Origin of the sequence: Winogradskya consettensis, assembly GCF_018332715.1 — a bacterium.
Classification (GTDB): Bacteria; Actinomycetota; Actinomycetes; order Mycobacteriales; family Micromonosporaceae; genus Actinoplanes; species Actinoplanes consettensis.
This window is the reverse complement of the sequence record NZ_BOQP01000039.1, coordinates 147,613-163,701: the sequence shown is the minus strand read 5'-3', so window position 1 is coordinate 163,701 and position 16,089 is coordinate 147,613. Positions and strand designations below refer to the sequence as shown.

The 16,089-nt window shown below is 71.8% G+C and carries 14 protein-coding genes; 5 read left to right on the top strand and 9 right to left on the bottom strand.

Translation table 11 applies throughout. From position 1 onward, the window contains the following. Positions 1-38 precede the first annotated feature (38 nt). On the top strand, positions 39-1,820 hold the full coding sequence (locus Aco04nite_RS33025; RefSeq protein WP_213001154.1) for a glycoside hydrolase family 35 protein: 1,782 nt from the start codon (positions 39-41) through the stop codon (positions 1,818-1,820). On the opposite strand, the gene Aco04nite_RS33020 is transcribed toward Aco04nite_RS33025, so the two are convergent. After that, positions 1,821-2,150, bottom strand: a complete 330-nt coding sequence (locus Aco04nite_RS33020; RefSeq protein ID WP_213001153.1) for a hypothetical protein — start codon at positions 2,148-2,150, stop codon at positions 1,821-1,823. Between the two features lie 9 nt (positions 2,151-2,159). After that, complete coding sequence (locus Aco04nite_RS33015) at positions 2,160-3,635, bottom strand: amidase (protein ID WP_213001152.1); 1,476 nt, start codon at positions 3,633-3,635, stop codon at positions 2,160-2,162. 96 nt (positions 3,636-3,731) lie between these two features. On the opposite strand from Aco04nite_RS33015, the gene Aco04nite_RS33010 reads away from it, so the two are divergent. Beyond that, positions 3,732-4,163 (top strand): alpha/beta fold hydrolase, encoded by a 432-nt coding sequence (locus Aco04nite_RS33010; RefSeq protein WP_213001151.1) that lies wholly within the window; start codon positions 3,732-3,734, stop codon positions 4,161-4,163. Here the strand turns inward: Aco04nite_RS33010 and Aco04nite_RS33005 are convergent. Next, positions 4,135-4,905, bottom strand: coding sequence for an SDR family oxidoreductase (locus Aco04nite_RS33005; protein ID WP_213001150.1), 771 nt, complete (start codon positions 4,903-4,905; stop codon positions 4,135-4,137). The genes Aco04nite_RS33010 and Aco04nite_RS33005 overlap by 29 nt on opposite strands. A gap of 69 nt (positions 4,906-4,974) precedes the next feature. On the opposite strand from Aco04nite_RS33005, the gene Aco04nite_RS33000 reads away from it, so the two are divergent. Next, a complete protein-coding gene (locus Aco04nite_RS33000) occupies positions 4,975-5,586 on the top strand; it encodes a helix-turn-helix transcriptional regulator (RefSeq protein WP_213001149.1) in 612 nt (203 codons plus the stop codon). Here Aco04nite_RS33000 and Aco04nite_RS32995 read toward each other — a convergent pair. Continuing rightward, positions 5,583-6,806: an RNA polymerase sigma factor gene (locus tag Aco04nite_RS32995; RefSeq protein WP_213001218.1), complete on the bottom strand. Its 1,224-nt coding sequence runs from the start codon at positions 6,804-6,806 to the stop codon at positions 5,583-5,585. The genes Aco04nite_RS33000 and Aco04nite_RS32995 overlap by 4 nt on opposite strands. Continuing rightward, positions 6,797-7,120 carry a YciI family protein gene (locus tag Aco04nite_RS32990; protein WP_213001148.1) on the bottom strand — a complete coding sequence of 108 codons (324 nt, stop codon included), beginning with the start codon at positions 7,118-7,120 and terminating at the stop codon, positions 6,797-6,799. Before Aco04nite_RS32990 ends, Aco04nite_RS32995 begins: the two co-directional genes overlap by 10 nt. 152 nt (positions 7,121-7,272) lie before the next feature. Here Aco04nite_RS32990 and Aco04nite_RS32985 point away from each other — a divergent pair, with 152 nt between their 5' ends. Together Aco04nite_RS32985 and Aco04nite_RS32980 are read left to right on the top strand one after the other, a co-directional pair. Continuing rightward, positions 7,273-7,983, top strand: a complete 711-nt coding sequence (locus tag Aco04nite_RS32985; protein ID WP_213001147.1) for a HEAT repeat domain-containing protein — start codon at positions 7,273-7,275, stop codon at positions 7,981-7,983. A 163-nt stretch (positions 7,984-8,146) separates the two neighbouring features. Next, entirely contained in the window at positions 8,147-8,509 is a 363-nt protein-coding gene (locus tag Aco04nite_RS32980) for a hypothetical protein (protein WP_213001146.1), read from the top strand. 281 nt (positions 8,510-8,790) lie between these two features. Here Aco04nite_RS32980 and Aco04nite_RS32975 read toward each other — a convergent pair whose 3' ends face one another. The 4 genes from Aco04nite_RS32975 to Aco04nite_RS32960 form a co-directional block, all read right to left on the bottom strand. Next, positions 8,791-9,252, bottom strand: a complete 462-nt coding sequence (locus tag Aco04nite_RS32975; RefSeq protein WP_213001145.1) for an OsmC family protein — start codon at positions 9,250-9,252, stop codon at positions 8,791-8,793. A 139-nt stretch (positions 9,253-9,391) separates the two neighbouring features. Further along, positions 9,392-10,042: an ABC transporter ATP-binding protein gene (locus Aco04nite_RS32970; RefSeq protein WP_213001144.1), complete on the bottom strand. Its 651-nt coding sequence runs from the start codon at positions 10,040-10,042 to the stop codon at positions 9,392-9,394. Beyond that, positions 10,039-13,056 carry an FtsX-like permease family protein gene (locus Aco04nite_RS32965; RefSeq protein ID WP_213001143.1) on the bottom strand — a complete coding sequence of 1,006 codons (3,018 nt, stop codon included), beginning with the start codon at positions 13,054-13,056 and terminating at the stop codon, positions 10,039-10,041. The genes Aco04nite_RS32970 and Aco04nite_RS32965 overlap by 4 nt, the downstream gene beginning before the upstream one ends. After that, positions 13,053-16,082: an FtsX-like permease family protein gene (locus Aco04nite_RS32960; RefSeq protein ID WP_213001142.1), complete on the bottom strand. Its 3,030-nt coding sequence runs from the start codon at positions 16,080-16,082 to the stop codon at positions 13,053-13,055. Before Aco04nite_RS32960 ends, Aco04nite_RS32965 begins: the two co-directional genes overlap by 4 nt. Positions 16,083-16,089: the final 7 nt, after the last annotated feature.

The window sequence follows — 16,089 nt, the reverse complement described above, 5'->3', positions numbered from 1 at the left end:
CGTTGTTACGCATGGCATCGATAACATAGGCTCGCGCCGTGATCGAACCACCCGCCCTCTCCTGGAACGACCGCCGGCTCTACCGCCACGGCGTGCCGCACCAGATCCTGTCCGGGGCCCTGCACTACTTCCGCGTCCATCCCCGGCTGTGGCGCGACCGGCTCCAGCGCCTGGGCGACCTCGGGCTCAACACGGTCGACACATACGTGCCGTGGAACTTCCACCAGCCCCGCGAGGACACCGCCCCGCACTTCGACGGCTGGCATGACCTGGAGGAGTTCGTACGCACCGCCGGCGACGAGGGCCTCGACGTGATCGTGCGTCCCGGGCCGTACATCTGCGCGGAATGGTCCAACGGCGGCCTGCCCAGCTGGCTCACCGGCCGTGACGTGGCGTTGCGCAGTTCAGACCCGGCGTTCACGGGCGCGGTCGCCCCCTGGTTCGACGACCTCATCCCCCGCATCGCCGGCTTGCAGGCCGCAGCCGGTGGCCCGGTCGTCGCGGTTCAGGTGGAGAACGAGTTCGGCAGCTACGGCGACGACCAGGCCTACGTACGCTGGAACCACACCGCCCTGGTCGACCGCGGCATCACCGAGCTGCTCTTCACCGCGGACGGCCCCACCGACCTGATGCTCGACGGCGGCACGCTGCCCGGCACCCTCACCGCCGCCACCCTCGGCTCGAAGCCCGGCCCGGCGCGCGAACTGCTCGCCACCCGCCGCCCGGACGAGCCGTTCGTCGTGGCCGAGTTCTGGAACGGCTGGTTCGACCACTGGGGCGAGAAGCACCACGTCCGCGGTGTCGACAGCGCCGTCCGCACCCTCGGCGGCATCATCGAGGACGGCGGCAGCGTCAGCATCTACATGGCCCACGGCGGCACCAACTTCGGCCTCTGGGCGGGCGCCAACGAGCGGGACGGCCGCCTGCAACCCACCGTCACCAGCTACGACTCCGATGCCCCGATCGCCGAGGACGGCTCGCTCACCCCGAAGTTCCATGCCATGCGCGCGGTCCTGGGCGCGACGGCCCCGCTGCGGGTATCGGCGCGCCTTCCGGTTCTGCCCGCCGCGCGGCTGCCGCTCGAGCATCGCTCCGACCTGCTCGCGAGCCTGCGCGCCGTGCCCGCGCCGACCACGAGCGGGCCACGCCCGGCCAGTTTCGAACGGCTGGGGCTGGACGCGGGGATCGCGCTGCTCCGGGCGTACCCGAGAATTCCGACGGGTGACCACCAACTGACCGTGACGGATGTGCGGGACCGGGCTCTGGTCTTTGCCGACGGCACGCCGCTGGGCACGGTCACCCCCGAAAATCCCAGCCTGCGGGTACGCGGAACCGGCGCAATCGTCCGTCTTGACCTGCTCGTGGAAAGCCTGGGCCGGGTCAATTACGGGCCGGCGCTCGGTGGCCACAAGGGAGTCCTCGGCCCGGTCCTGATCGACCGCCGCACGGTCCAGGGCTGGGAGTGCACGCCGGTCGCCCTGCAAGAGTGGTCATCGGAGTCTCTGCAGAGCGCCTTGTCCGCGGGACCGCCGACCACCGGCACCGGCTTCGCAGTCGCCACCTTCTCCGTCGATGAGCCGGCGGACACATTCCTCGCTCTGCCCGGCTCGGGACGCGGCCTGGCCTGGGTCAACGGCTTCCTGCTCGGCCGTTACTGGGACATCGGCCCGCAGCTCACCCTCTACTGCCCCGGCCCGCTGCTCCGCCCCGGCCTCAACACGGTCACCATCCTGGAGCTGGAAAGACTCGGCGGCGTGCTGGAGCTGTGCACTGAGCCCTCCCTCGGCCCGCCCGAGGAGTACATCGAGGAGTTCGACTGATCACCCCACGACCAGGACCAGGTTGCCGGCGTGATCGCTGTACTGGGTGTTGATGGTGAGGCCGGCCTCGCCGAAACGGGCGGCCACGATGCCGAGGCTGCCGGGCAACTCCTGGTCGAGCCGCAGGCTGACGACGTCATGAACGCTGACCGGCCCGATGCCCGCGGCGTGCAGGGCATCCCTGGCCCGGTCGGCGTCCTCGACCAGGAAATGGGCGACGCCCCCGAAGACGCCGCCACCCTCCAGGCTGACTCCCGCCGCGCCGAGCACCCGCCCGAACTCCCCCAGCGCCCCGGGCACATCGTCCAGCACCACCTCGATATCCCTCATGCGCAAAGGCTAGGGCCGCGACACTTCGGCCTCCGCCGAACCACTGCGGCCGAATTCGCGGTCGAGCAGCTCGGCGAAGCGGATCGGGGTGTGGTCCTCGAAGAGCGGGCCGATCAGCTGGACGCCGATGGGCAGGCCCTGCGCCGAGCGGGCGACCGGGACGGCGGTCGACGGGAGTCCGGGCGCCGTGGCGATGCCGCCCCACACCAGTTGGTCGAGGTGGTTGTGCTCCTCGCCGTCGATCGTGATCGTGCGCATCACCATCGGTTCGCCGTGGTCGTGCGGGAACGCCGGGATCGAGAACACCGGCGCGACCACGATGTCGATGTCGGTGAACAGCTCGGCCCACCGTGCCCGCTGGACGGCGCGAACGGTGTCGGCCGCGACCCAGTCGCGATGGCTCAGGACGACACCCCGGGCCCGCTCGGCGGCCAGCGAGGTGTCGTCCGGGTCGAGGGCGGCCGCGGTCGTGAGAGCGGCCGCGTAGACCTCGGGCGGGAAGCCGGCTGACATGCCGGCCTGGAGCAGGCGCAGGTAGGAGCGGGCGCCCTCAGCCAGATCGGGCAGGTGCGGGCTGTGCCGCAGGACCGTCACCCCGGCCGCCTCCAGCCTCTTGGCCAGAACGTCGATCGCGGCACGCACCTCGGACGAGACCGGGACGAGCGGGTGCGCCTCCAGGATCAGGACCCGGAAAGACCCCAGCTCGTCGTGCCGCGCCGGGCGCAACGCCGTCCGGTAGGCGAGGCCCAGGCCGGCCTCGTCGGGATCGGCGAGCAGCCGGACCATCATCGCGAGGTCAGCCGCGCCGCGGGCCATCGGTCCGATGACACCCAGGTCGCCGCCGAGGTCGGGCAGCGGCCGGGTGCCCGGGAACGTGTGCCCGCGCAACGGGAGCAGGCCGATCGAGGGCTTGTGCGCGTACACCCCGCAGAAATGCGCCGGCACCCGCAACGAGCCACCGATGTCCGATCCCATCGACACCGCGCCGAAACCGGCGGCGAGCGCGGCGGCCGAACCGCCGGACGAGCCACCCGGCGTACGCCCGAGGTCCCACGGATTGCTCGTGACGCCGTAGATCGCGTTGTAGGACTGGAAGTCGCCGAGCGCGAGCGGCACATTCGTCTTGCCGAGAATCACCGCCCCGGCCGCCCTGAGCCGGGCCACCGCGACCGCGTCGGCGGCCGCCACATGATCCTTGAACCGCGGAAACCCCCACGTCGTCGCCAGGCCGGCAACATCGATCGAGTCCTTGATGGTCATCGGTACGCCGAGCACGGGCCCGCCCTGGCCCCCAGCCCGCGCAGCATCGGCTTCCTCGGCCGCCACGAGCGCCCGGTCGAAGTCGCGCACGCAAACCGCATTGATGTCACCGTCGAGCCGCTCGATCCGGGCGATCGCAGCGGTAGTGAGCTCAACCGCCGAAACCTCGCCGCCGTCCATCGCCGCCACCAACTCGCCCGCGGTCGAATACGCGTAGTCACCCATGCCCTACACCCTGCCCCACAGCCCCAAACCTCAGAACCGAATTTCGGAGGCGTGGGCGGCGTTGCTGTGGCAGGGTCGCGGGTGCCCGTCGCCCGCGTGTCCCAGGATGTCCAGATCGAACACGCACACGTTGTCGGTTCCTCGATGGGTGGCATGATCGCTCAGCGGATGGCCATCGAGCGCGATCTGGTGTGGGCATCGCGCCGCTACGCGGATGTCGGGGCGCTGCGGGAGTTAGCGGCGGCCGGCTACGACCGCGCGTACTACCCGGCCGGCATTCCACGTCAGCTCGGCGCCATGGTCCTGGCCGGCTCCCGCGCCGCAGATCTCGCAAAACTGCAGGTCCCGACGCTGGTCATCCATGGATTGGACGACACCCTTATCGCACCGAGCGGGGGCGAGCGGACGGCCGAGCTCATCCCCGGCGCGCAGCTCATGCTGGTGCCCGACATGGGGCACGACCGCCCTCGGCAGCTCTGGGACGACCTGGTCACCGCCATCACCAACCATCGGCCGGCACGGAACTGAGCCAGTCCTCGTAGCTGTGTGGCGGGCGGCCCAGCACTTCCTCGACGTCGCCGGTCACCACGGCGTTGTGGCCGGCGCGGGTCCATGCCGCGCCGAGCCGCCACTCCTCCACCTCCGGTTCCCACTCCCGGACGGTCAGGCTGCGGCCCCGGACCTTGCCGATCAACCCGGCCTGGTCGGGCACGCTCAAGGCCCGCGGCCCGGTCAAAGTCAAGATCCGGTGTTCGTACGCCGAAGAGCCCAGCACCACCGCCGCGACAGCAGCCACATCCCGCGGGTCGATCACCGCGCTCCCGGCGTCACCCGTCGCGTTCGGCACCTCGTCACGCCAGTGCAGCGAGTTGGACGCGAACACCGACGGCCGCAGGATCGTCCACCGGGTCCGCTCCCGAACCAGCTGCTCAGCCGCGAGATGCAGCGCCCCGAGCACCGCGGAGCCGACCCGCGCCCCCGTCCCGATCGCGGAGAGCTTGACCACGCGCAGCCCGGCCGCGGCCTCGACCATCGCCGCGTCGTGGCGTACCGAAGACGATGCCGTCACCAGGAAAACAGCGTCGACACCGCGCACTGCCGCCTGCAACGAGCCCGGATCGTCGTAGTCCGCCTCCACGATCTCCAGCCCGGACCGCGGCTCGATCCGCGCCCGGTCCCGGGTCATCGCGCGGACATCGTGGCCATCGGCGAGCAGCAGCGGGACAAGATGGCGGCCGATCGTGCCGGTCGCCCCGGTTACCAGAATCATGGTGATGACGGTGCCAGCGCGGGGAGCACGGGCTCTAGGAAGAATCGGCACAGGCTCTACGGTGGAGGCATGTCGACCTGGTTCAGCGGCCCCGGCGTCATCCGGCACCGTGTCCGCGGCACCACCGCCATGGAGCACCCCGACCCGGGCACGCTGCTCGTCTGGCCGGCCGACGCACCGGGCCCCGTGGTGATGGGCCCCCGCACACGCGCCCGCTACTACTCCACCCGTGCCGACGCTGTGTGCCGGGCGTTGCGTTTCCGGCCCGGAGCAGCAACACGTTTCCTGGGCGTCCCGCTGAACGATCTCACCGACCGGATCGTCCCACTGCGATCGCATGCCCCGGTCCTGCCTCCGCAGCAGTCCCCGCTCCTCCAGAAGGCGACAGCGCTGCTGGAGAACGGCGTGTCCGTCCAGGACACCGCACGGCGTCTGCACCTCAGCGAACGCCACCTGCGCAACCTGTTCACCGCGGCGCTCGGCATGCCCCCACTCCGCTACCTCAGCCTGCGCCGCGTGAACACCGTGCTGGACCACCCCGGCCTGCCACTACCCGAGCTGGCAACCCTGGCCGGGTACTACGACCAGTCCCACATGACCGCGGAGTTCCGCCGCCTGGTCGGCACTCCCCCGGCCGCCTTCCGCGCCGGCAACTGGCCCGCCGCCGAACCCTGCACCTAGCCGAGCTGGTCGCGGCGGCGGGTGAGGTAAGCGGTCTCGGCGGTGTTGCCGGCCAGCTCGATGGCCTTGTCGTACGCCGCCCGCGACTCCTGGCTGCGGCCGAGCCGGCGCAGCAGGTCCGCGCGGGTCGCATGGAAGGCGTGATAGTCGGCCAGCCGGGGTGCGACCCGGTCGACGGCGGCCAGGGCGACGTCGGGGCCGTCCAGCTCCGCGACCGCGACCGCCCGGTTGAGGGTGACGATCGGTGAGGGGTCGATCCGGCCGAGCTGGTCGTAGAGGGCGACGACCTGGGACCAGTCGGTGTCGCGGACGTCGCGGGCCGAGGTGTGGACGGCGTTGATCGCGGCGAGGATCTGGTAGCGGCCCGGGGCGACCCGCGCGGCCAGGCGTTCGCGGACCAGCCGGTGGCCCTCGGCGATCAGCGTCGGGTCCCAGGCGCCGCGGTCCTGCTCGGCGAGGGTCACCAGCTCGCCGCCCGGGGAGACCCGGGCGGTGCGGCGGGCCTCGGTGAGCAGCATCAACGCGAGCAGCCCGGCCGTCTCACCGTCGTCCGGCAGCAGGGCCCGGATCAGGCGGGTGAGCCGGATCGCCTCCGCGGTCAGGTCGTGGCGTACGGGATCGGTGTCGGGCCCGGTCGCCAGGTAGCCCTCGTTGAAGATGAGGAAGAGCACCGCCAGCACGCCCGAGACGCGGCCCGGGAGATCCTCCGCGGCCGGCACCCGGTACGGGATGCGCGCCGCCTTGATCTTCGATTTCGCGCGGGTGATCCGCTGGCCCATCGCGGTCTCCTGCACCAGGAACGCGCGGGCGATCTCGGGCATGCTCAGCCCGCCGACCATGCGCAGCGTCAGCGCGACCCGGGTCTCCATGGCGAGCGCCGGGTGGCAGCACGTGAAGATCAGCCGCAGCCGGTCGTCGTCGATGGCGCCGGTGGGCTCAGGCGGATCGTCGTAGTGAAACACCTGAGCCTCCTTGTGCTTGTCGTCGCGTTTGCTCTCCCGCCGGATCCGGTCGATGGCCTTACGGTTCGCGGTGGTGGTCAGCCAGGCACCGGGATTCGGGGGTACGCCGTCGACCGGCCACCGCTCGACGGCGACCGCGAAGGCCTCGGCGGCGGCCTCCTCGGCGACGTCGAGGTCACCGAAGCGCCTGTTCAGGGCGGCAACGACCCGCGCCCACTCCTCGCGGTGAGCACGGGTGATCGCCGCGTCTAGTGAAATGGCCGGACCTCGAGCTTGCGGTTGCAGGCCTTCGACCCCTCGGTGGCGAGCTTGAGCGCGACGTCGAGGTCGGGCGCCTCCCAGATCCAGAGACCGGCGATGTGCTCCTTCGACTCCACGAACGGACCGTCGGTGAACACCGCCGCGTCGTTCCGGTTGTCGATGACCGTGGCCGAGCTGGGCGCCGCGAGACCCCCGGCGAAGACCCAGTAGCCCTGCTTCTGGAGCTTCTCGTTGAACACGTCGATCGCGGCCATCTCCTCCTCGGTGCCGGAGTTGGTCCTGTCGTCGATCACAGAAATCAGATACTGCATCTCGGCTCGTCTCCTCTGCCCCGGGCCGCCCGCACCGGGCGGCCTCTCACCCCTGCAACGAACTCCCCACCCCGGATCCGACACCGCCCGCCAGAATTCTCTCGAGAACTTTCCGGCGGCACGGATAGCATCGCCGGATTATGGCCGGTCTCATGCATCTCACGCCGCAGCGCAACGCCGCCAGGGTCCTCCGCTCCGGGGTGGCGGCCCGCAGCCGCGGCCGCGGCGTCTACTGCATGGCCGTCCTGCCGTCATTCACCCTCACCCACCAGTGGGTACGCGAACTACGCCGCTGGCACCCCGGAGTCCTGGCAGCCGTCCACATCAAGATCCCCGACGACGAGATGGTCCTGGTCGGCCACTACAACGCGGAGCCCCAACACGTGACGGCCGCCCGCGCGATAGGCATCATCCGCGACGTCGCCGACCCCCGCGGCTACGAGATCTTCGTCCCCCGCGCCATCACGCCCGCCGAGGTCCGCCACGTCCGCCAGGTCCCCCAGGGCCTCGGCTGGCGCTACCAGCCGAACGCCCATGGCACCCGGCCGTGCTCCTGCTGCATCCAGCGGGGCACGCCGGCTGCGGGCCGGGACCGCCGCCGCTACCCCTACGACCCACCACGGCCGACAAAACCCCAGCTCATGGCGAAGCTGCAGGTCGCGCAGACCGCCGAGGAAATCATCGACGTGCTGTGGGACCTGGGCGCGCGGTCCCGGGGCGATGCCGAGAAACTGGCCTACCTGGTCGACCACCCGGACGAGGAGGTCCGCGAGGTTCTCTACGAGGTCCTCAGTTCCTACCGCGGTCAGCTCGCGCGGGATCTGCGTGTGAAGCTCAGCGAATCAATTCCAACGCACCAATAGGGACGGTGCGTCAAAGTGTGACAATGGTCGCCCTCCACCCGCCACCATTTTTCAACCTACTAAATACTCACCATCTGCCATTCACGCCCCTATGATCTATCTCAACCCAGCAATGGCACGCCTACCCCTTCCGATCACGCGACTCCCTGAGAAGAATTAAGGGATGGAATACGCGCAGCTGGAAATTTTTACGGCAGTCGAATTGGCGTGGCTACGTGACCCCACACGGCGCCGGAACTACTCCGCGGCAATCGAAGTGTTCCGCCGTGAGCACCGGGTCCGGCGAGCGTTCGGGAAAGCCTTGGGCCATACCGCCCGGCTGCGACGCGACTCCCCCGAGGCGCGGACACCGGACGGCAACCTCGGGTGGATCGAGGCAGCTCGTGCGTTGTTCCGGACAGCGAACGCCACGCAGGCCGACGCTGACGCCGACACTGAGCGTGACCGCAGGCGTGCCGCCGGTGACCTGTTCGACTGGACCCGTTTTATCAACCGCTGGCAGGTGAGGTACGCAGCCGCCTGCTAGCCCACCAACACCTGACCCGCTCGGGGCACCACACCGAAAATCAGACCGTCCACCTGCGGCGATCTGCAACTCAAGGCAGGTCCTGAATAACCCTCCTTCGACATCAAAATCAGCTGCCGATGGGACAACACCCTTCCCCCGGAGCCGTCGATTCGACTACGCCTTCTCCCCCTTGGGGCGTCTACATGAGCGCGTTTGTTGAGGAGCTCATTGGCCGAGCAGGTCTGCCCAATTGGTGAAGCCCGCAGCGTGACCTTCGCTGCGCTGACACGGCGCTCTGGCTACCCTGCGAACACGATCGTTGGAGTGATGGTGATCGTGGAGTTGAGCGAGTTGGCGATGTAGCACTCGTCGTGGCCCTGTTCGACCAGTTCGCGTACCAAACCCTCGTCTGTGCCTTCGGTGACCGTGATGGTCGGGTTGAGGGTGATCTGTTCGATGGAGGCCTTGCGGAGGTCTTCGCTCAGGTAGCCGGTCGCGTCGTCGGTGTAGGCGACCACGTCGAGGTGCTTGCGGGCGGCCAGCGACAGGAACGACAGCATCTGGCACGAGCTGGCGGCGAGGACGATGAGCTGTTCCGGGTTGAGCAGGGTGGCGTCGCCCTTGAAGTGCGGGTCGGCGCTGAGCTGCAGTGACGCCGAGGCGGGTGCGGCCGTTGCGCTGTGGTTGCGGGAGTAGGCGCGGTAGCCGACCCCGGTGGAGCCTTCCCATTCCAGCCGGGCGTGGTGCGCGAGTCGTTCCATGCCGCAACGATAAGCCCACGTCGGTGCGGCGCCGGCCGAAAGGCCAGCCGGCCGGAACCAGACTCCAACCGAAGGCCAGCGGGCCGGGACCAGACGCCGACCCAAGGTCAGTGGGCCGGAACCAGAGGCCGGCTGAAGATCAGCGGACCAGGATCGCGGTGCCGTCGGCGAGGTGGAGTTCGTGGTCGCAGGCGGCTGCGGCTTCTGGGTCGTGGGTGGCGAAGACGACGGCGGCGCCCCGGTCGGCCTCGGCGCGGAGGAGGTCGATCACCCGTTGGCGGTTGGCGGCGTCCAGTTCGCTGGTCACCTCGTCGGCCAGCAGGACGTCGCCATGTAGCGCGAGGCCGCGGGCGATGGCCGTACGCTGCTGCTGGCCGCCGGAGAGCTCCTCGATGAGCTGGCCCGCCTGCCCGGAGAGGCCGAGTTTCTCCAGCGACGTCGACGTGCCGCGGCGGGCCTCGGCGGGGGTGCCGCCGGTCGCGATCATGGCGACCGCGATGTTCTCCTCGGCGGTGAGGATCGCGGCGAGCCCGTTGTCCTGCGGGATGAGCACGACGCCGAGCTTCACGCCCTGGTCGCGGTCCAGCAGCGGGTCCCCGTCGACGAGCACCCGGCCGGCAGCAGGGGGCAGCAGGCCGGCCATGGCCGAGAGCAGCGTGGTCTTGCCGGCGCCCGAGGTGCCGGTGACCGCGAGCAGCTCGCCGGGGCGGGCGGTGACCGTGACCCCGGTCAGCACCGGAACCCCGTCGCCGTAGGCCAGGTCGGCGCCCTCTACCGTCAACGTCCTCACAGGACACTCCTTCGCAGATTCCGGCTCGTCAGGGTCGCCACCCCGCCGAGCACGACCAGGATCGCGAGCGCGACCAGGGCGATCACCCACGCGCGCGGCCAGATCGGCAGCGGCAGCGGGGGCGGCTCCAGCCCGGCGAGGGGCAGGGCCCAGCCGGTCAGTCCATAGCCTGCCAGTCCGGTCCCGGTCCCGGCGAGGACCGCGATCAGAACCATCATGGGGTACGCCCACAGCGTCGCCCGCCCCGCCGACCTGCGATCGAGTCCCTGGGTACGCAGCGCCGAGAGATCCTCCACGCGACGCGCCCGGTCGACAACGGCGGCGAGCACCAGTGCTCCGGCACCGAGCACGATCGCGAGGCAGCCGGCGAGGACGTAGAACCACAGGGCCAGCGCCGGCCCCTGGTTGTCGAGCTGGTCGCGGGCCACCGTCGCGCGGATGTCGCCGGTGATCACGAGCCCCTGCGCGGCGAGCCGGTCGAGCACGTCGGCGGGGGCTGTGGCGGAGAGCCACACCTCGGCGTCGGTCGCCATGCCGGACTGGGTGGCGGCACGGTCGGCGTACTCGAGGTCGACGAGGGTGGCGCGCAGGCCGAGCCGGGGCACCGCCGGGACCTCCGCGACCCGGTCCACCGCGAGGGTCCGCCCGTCGAGGCCGGTGATGACGTCGGCGGGACGGCCCGAGGAGACGATGGGCATCGGATCGGGGGCGTCCACCGGTTGGATCCAGGCGCCGCTGGTGCCCATGCCGCTCGGGGCGTCGATGTCCACGCCCAGGGCGCCGTCGTCCGCGGTGAGTTTGCCGTAGCTGGACATCCGCCACTGCGCGGGGTTGCCGAGGCGTTCCGCGCTGACCGCCGGGACGACCGGGTTGATGCTGCCCAGGGCCGTGATCCGCAGGTGGGCGGCGACGCCGGACGTGGCGTCGGTGGAGTTGACCTGCACACCGTCGACGCGGCAACCCTGGGCGCAGGCGGCGACGCGCTGGGCGTACTCGTTGGAGCCGTTGCCCAGCTGGGTGAGTGAGATCCGGGCCGACCCGCGACCGGTGATCGAGCTGACCGCGAGCGTGAGGTTCAGCGGGATCGTGGCGCGGGCGCCGCTGATCTCGAAGGAGATGTTGACGTCCTGGCCCCGGATGATCACGGCGTCGGGTGCCTTCGGGTGCAGCAGTGCGCCCACGTCGGCGGCGGACGGGCCGCTGCCGGGCCAGTTCGCGACCGCGCCCAGCCGGGGTGCGTCGACGGCCAGGCCGGCCGGTTCGCCGGGGGCGTTGCCGGGCGTACGCGCGACCGCCATGGCGAACGTGCCGTGGGGGTCGACGGTGTGCACCGCGGTCATCAACTGCGAAGGCGTCACGGGCTGGACCGAGACCGCACGGGCGGCGCCGGTGCCGAGCTCCGCGGCCACTTCCCGGTCGCGGGTGCCCGAGTCGACCGCGCAGAACGCGAAGACCGTCACCGCGACTGCCGCGATGAGCAACGAGAACAGCCCCGTGGCCCCGGGGCGCCGGGCGAGCTGCAGACCGGCCAGCGCCACGCCGACGCGGCCGTTGCGCAGCGCCCGGGAGGCGATCCGGGCGACGAGCGGCAGCAGGGCACGCGCCACCACCAGGGCGACGGCGAAGATGATGAGTGCGGGCGCGAACAGCCCGGCCCCGGTCGGGTCGCCGCCGGAGACCGCGAGCTGGACGCCGGTGACGACGGCGAGCAGGATCGCGGCGGCCTCGAGCACCGGTGGGCGCCGGCCCGTGCCGGGCACCCGGCGCAGCAGCGCGGCGACCTGCGCGAAGAGCTGACGCCGCTGGGCGAGCAGCGCGGCGAGGACGGCCGCGACGGCGGCGAGCGGTGCGTAGATCAGGGAGGCGAACCCCGCCGCGGCGCCGACACCGGGGAACAGGGTCGCGGCCATGAGGTTCACGAGCAACTGCCCGGCCACGCAGCCGAGCACCGAGCCGGCCACGATGGCGATCAGGTTCTCGCCGGTGGTCAGCCACCAGCGCTCGTACCAGCGCACGCCGCGCAGGGCGACCACGGCGAGTTCGGGGCGGCGGCCCTCGGCGCCGTAGCCGGCGGCCAGGAAGATGACAAAACAGGAGAGCACGATCAGCGGGACCGCGATGACCGGGACGATCTGGCGGGCGGCGGCCCGGCCGGAGTCGATGCGGTCGAGCAGGTCCGGCAGGCCGGTGCGCACGTCGACCGTGGTGTTCAGCTTGCCGGTCAGGTCGGTCAGGTCGCCCAGAGCCGCGCGCAGCCCGTCGAGCTTGTCCACGTCGAGGGCGCCCGGTCCGGCGGTGCTGTCCACCGACTTCACGGTCGCCCCGTGGTCCATCGTGTTCAGCGTGGCGAAGCCGACGAACAGCGGCTCACCGGGCCGGTCCCCGGTGTCGGCGGAGAAGTAGCCGTGCGCTCCCCAGTACGCCGCGTCCGGATCCGGCACGGTGTAGGTGCCCGCCACCGTGATCCGCTTCTCGGCGCCGTCGGCCAGGAAGATCGGGGTACGCGGGTCCGTGCTGAAATGCGCGTACGCCAGCGTGATCGTGTCACCCGGCGCGAGCTCCAGCCGTTTCGCGGTCTGCTCGCCGATCACCGCGTCGCCCTCGCCGACCAGGCACCGGCCGCTCACCAGCGACAGGTGCGCGCAGACGTCCTGGCGGAAGACGAACCGGGTGCGGTTGGCCGGGTCCGGTTCGATGCCGACGGCCGGGTATTCCGACGCGTACACGCCGGTGAAACCGGGCAGCGAGGCCAGCACCGGGCCGAGCGTGGTGAAGCCGAGCCCGTTGCCCTCGGCGGCCTGCGGGTCGTTGCGGTCGTCCTCGGACTTGCTGAGGGCGAGCCCGCGCTCGACCGGGGTGGCGGTGGCGACCTGCCCGGCGGCGACCGCGCGATCGGCGGCCCGCAGGTAGGCCGGGGCGGCGACCGACGCCGCGACGGCCAGCAGCGACAGCAGCGCGAGGGCGACAGCCTGCCCGCGGCGGACCCAGAGCATCGCGAGGACAAGCGTGGTCATCGGTCGCCTCCCCGCCCACGCGGGCCGCGCCGGCTTCGGGTGCCCTGGCCCTGGTCACGCAGGCCGCGGGCGAGGGAGAGCAGCGAGAGGCGGCCGGTGACGCCGAGCACGACGAGGGTCGCCAGCCCGGTCAGGATCAGGGCGGCGGCGCCCAGCGGCGATGGTGGCGGCACGATGTCCCAGCTGTCGGTGAACACGAACCCGGTGGACCCGGCGATCCGGCCGGCTGTCGCGGCGGCGAGCACTCCGGCCAGCACGGAGGCGACCACGAGCACCGTTCCGGCTGCGTAGCCGATGCTCACGGCAGCGCGTACGGTCAGCCCCTGCACTCGCAACGCACGCAGCTGTTCCAAGTGGGATCTCCGGTCGGCGGCTGTCGCGACAGCGACGGCCGCAGCAGCGAGCAGGACCCCGATCAGGGCCGCGAAAAGAGCGAACGCCGCGGCCCGCGCGGAACCCTGCTCGTCGAGCCGGTCGGCGCGCGCGGAGACCGAGTCGTCACCCACGATCGTCAGCCCTGCCCTGGTCAGCGCGGGCAGCAGCGACGCGGGCGCGTCCTGCGCGAGCCACACCTGCATGGTGCCGCCCTGGTCGGCGTCGGCGGCCACCCGCCGGGCCGCGTCGAGGTCCATGAGTACGCCCGACCGCCCGACCCCGGGCAGCACCGGAGCCGTCCCCACGACCCGGGCGGTCACCGCGGATACGCCCACCGAATACAGCAGCGCGTCGCTGAACTGCCAGTCGGTCGGCGGCGCCCCGGCCAGCAGCACGGGTAACGGCAGCGTCGCGTCGGCGGCGTAGACCCGGGTGCCGACGTTCGCCGCGCCGCTCAGGTTGGGGTTCATCGCCAGGGTCAGGGCACCGGGTCGCGCGGTGATCTCCATGGCCGCCCCGACGAGGTCCGCCCGCCACCGGGAGATGTCGCCGAGCGTGGTGTCGTCCAGCACCGTCCGCCCGGGGTTGCGCTGGCTGAGGCCCGTGACGGTCACCTTGGCTCCGGTGGGCATGCCCTGCGCGGCGGACAGCTCCCAGAGGACCAGCCGGCAACCGGGTGCGGTGGTGCAGCCACCGCCGAGGCGTGCGCTGACCGTGTGGGTGCCCTTCTTCAGCGGTCCGAAGACAGCGCTGGCGATCAGGCCGGTGGCCTCGTTCTGCACGACGGCCGAGACCGTGACCGGTGCCGGGCCGTCGCTGCGGACCCGCAGGTCGAGCCGGTCGCCGGTGATCGGCACCGGTTCGCGGTCCGGGGTGGCCCGCGCCAGGGTGGCGGGATCGCCGTATTCGGGACGCCAGTTCGCGACGGCGGCGAGCCGGGAGCTGTCGACCGCCAGCACCGGCGGGACCTTGCCCAGGTCGGCGACGACCGCCATGGCGTTGTGCCCGTCCGGGTCGGCGGTGCGGACGGCGTGCTCCAGAGTGGTCCGGTTGGGTGCCTCGACGGTCAGCACCCGCGCGGCGCCCAGTTCCACCTCGGCTCGCCCGGTGCGGGCGGTCTGCCCCGCCCACCAGATGCCGGCGGTGGTGGCGAGGATCGCGACCGCGACGGTGACCAGCGTGAAGACCCGGTCGGTGCCGGGCTGCCGGGACACCCGCGCGGCGGTCAGACCCAGCCGCAGCCGCCCGGTACGCAGCGCGGCGGCCCCGGCCCGGTCGGCGATCCGGCCGAGCAGACGCGCCAGCAGCAGGGCCAGCGCCAGCGCCACGAGAGCGGGCGCGACCAGGGCGAGCCCGCGATCCGCGGCGCCCGCGCGGGCCTGGTAGACGGCGGCGACCGCGACGCCGATCAGTACGAGGTCGAGCAGGTCGGCGCGCCATCCGCGGTGGGCCGGTTGCACCCGGCGCAGCAGCGTCGCGACCGGCAGGCGCAGCACGGCGAACTCCACGGCGATGAGCACCAGCAGCCCGCCGAGGAGCACGACCAGTGCCGCCGCCGCGCAGAGCAGCAGTGCCGTGTTCCGGTCGGCGGCCTCCTTGACCGGGCCGGCCAGTCCCCACGCCGCGAGCAGGCCCAGCGGCGAGCCGAGCAGCACCCCCGCGGCCACCGGGACGAGATGCTGGCCGAACGCGAGGCCGAACATGCCCCGGCGGGTGCTGCCCCGCAGCTTCAGCAGCGCGGCGTCGCCCCGCCGCTCCCGGCCGGTGTAGCGCCCCGCGAGTCCGATGGCGAACCAGCTCAGCACCAGCACCTGGCCGAGCGCCACCAGCACGCCGTCGCGGACCAGGTCACGGTCGCGCGCGATCGTCGTCAGCAGCGGCCCGGTCGGGATCACGAGGCGCAGGTCGGCGTCGTCGAACGCCTGCCCGGCGCGGTTCAGCGCGCCGATCAGGTCATAGCCGCCGTCGCCGCGGATCAGCGCCGCGGGCAGGCCGACGTCGTACGTGAGCGTGGGGTCCATCAGGATCGGATTGCTGAACGTGTCCAGCGGGGTGAAGGCCGGCGGCAGGCCGTCGTCGGCGCGGTAGAGCTTGTTGCTCCAGTACTCCCCTGCCGGGTCAGTGGTGCTGTAACGGCCGACGACGCGCATCTCGATCGGCTCGGAGATATCCGTGGCGCCGATCTTCAGGGTGCTCCCGACGTCCAGGCCGAGCCGCTGGGCCGAGTCCAGGCTGATCGCCACGTCACCGGCGCGCGCGGGGCACTCGCCGACCAGCTGCACGTGGTCGCAGAACCCGTCGCGGTAGGCCAGCGCCATCGAGACGCGGGAAGCACCGGCGAACGCCGTCCGGGACAGCGACATGCCGAGCACGGGCTGCAGGTCGGGCAGGGGCAGCAGGCGCCGGACGGTGCTCGCGAAGGCGTCGAGGCCCTGCCGCGGGTCCTCCGCCACCTTGGACGACTGGCGTACGGAGATCACGTGCTCCCCCGCCGGGGCATTGGCCACATCGGAGGCCGCGGCGCGGCTCGCGGCGGCTACGGCGTACCACGGACCGGCGACCGCGACGGCGGCCGCGAGGGCGGTGAGGATGAGCACGGTCAACGCCTGCGCGGATCGCGCGCGGACCGCACCGAGCACCAAACCGATCATTTCGCTC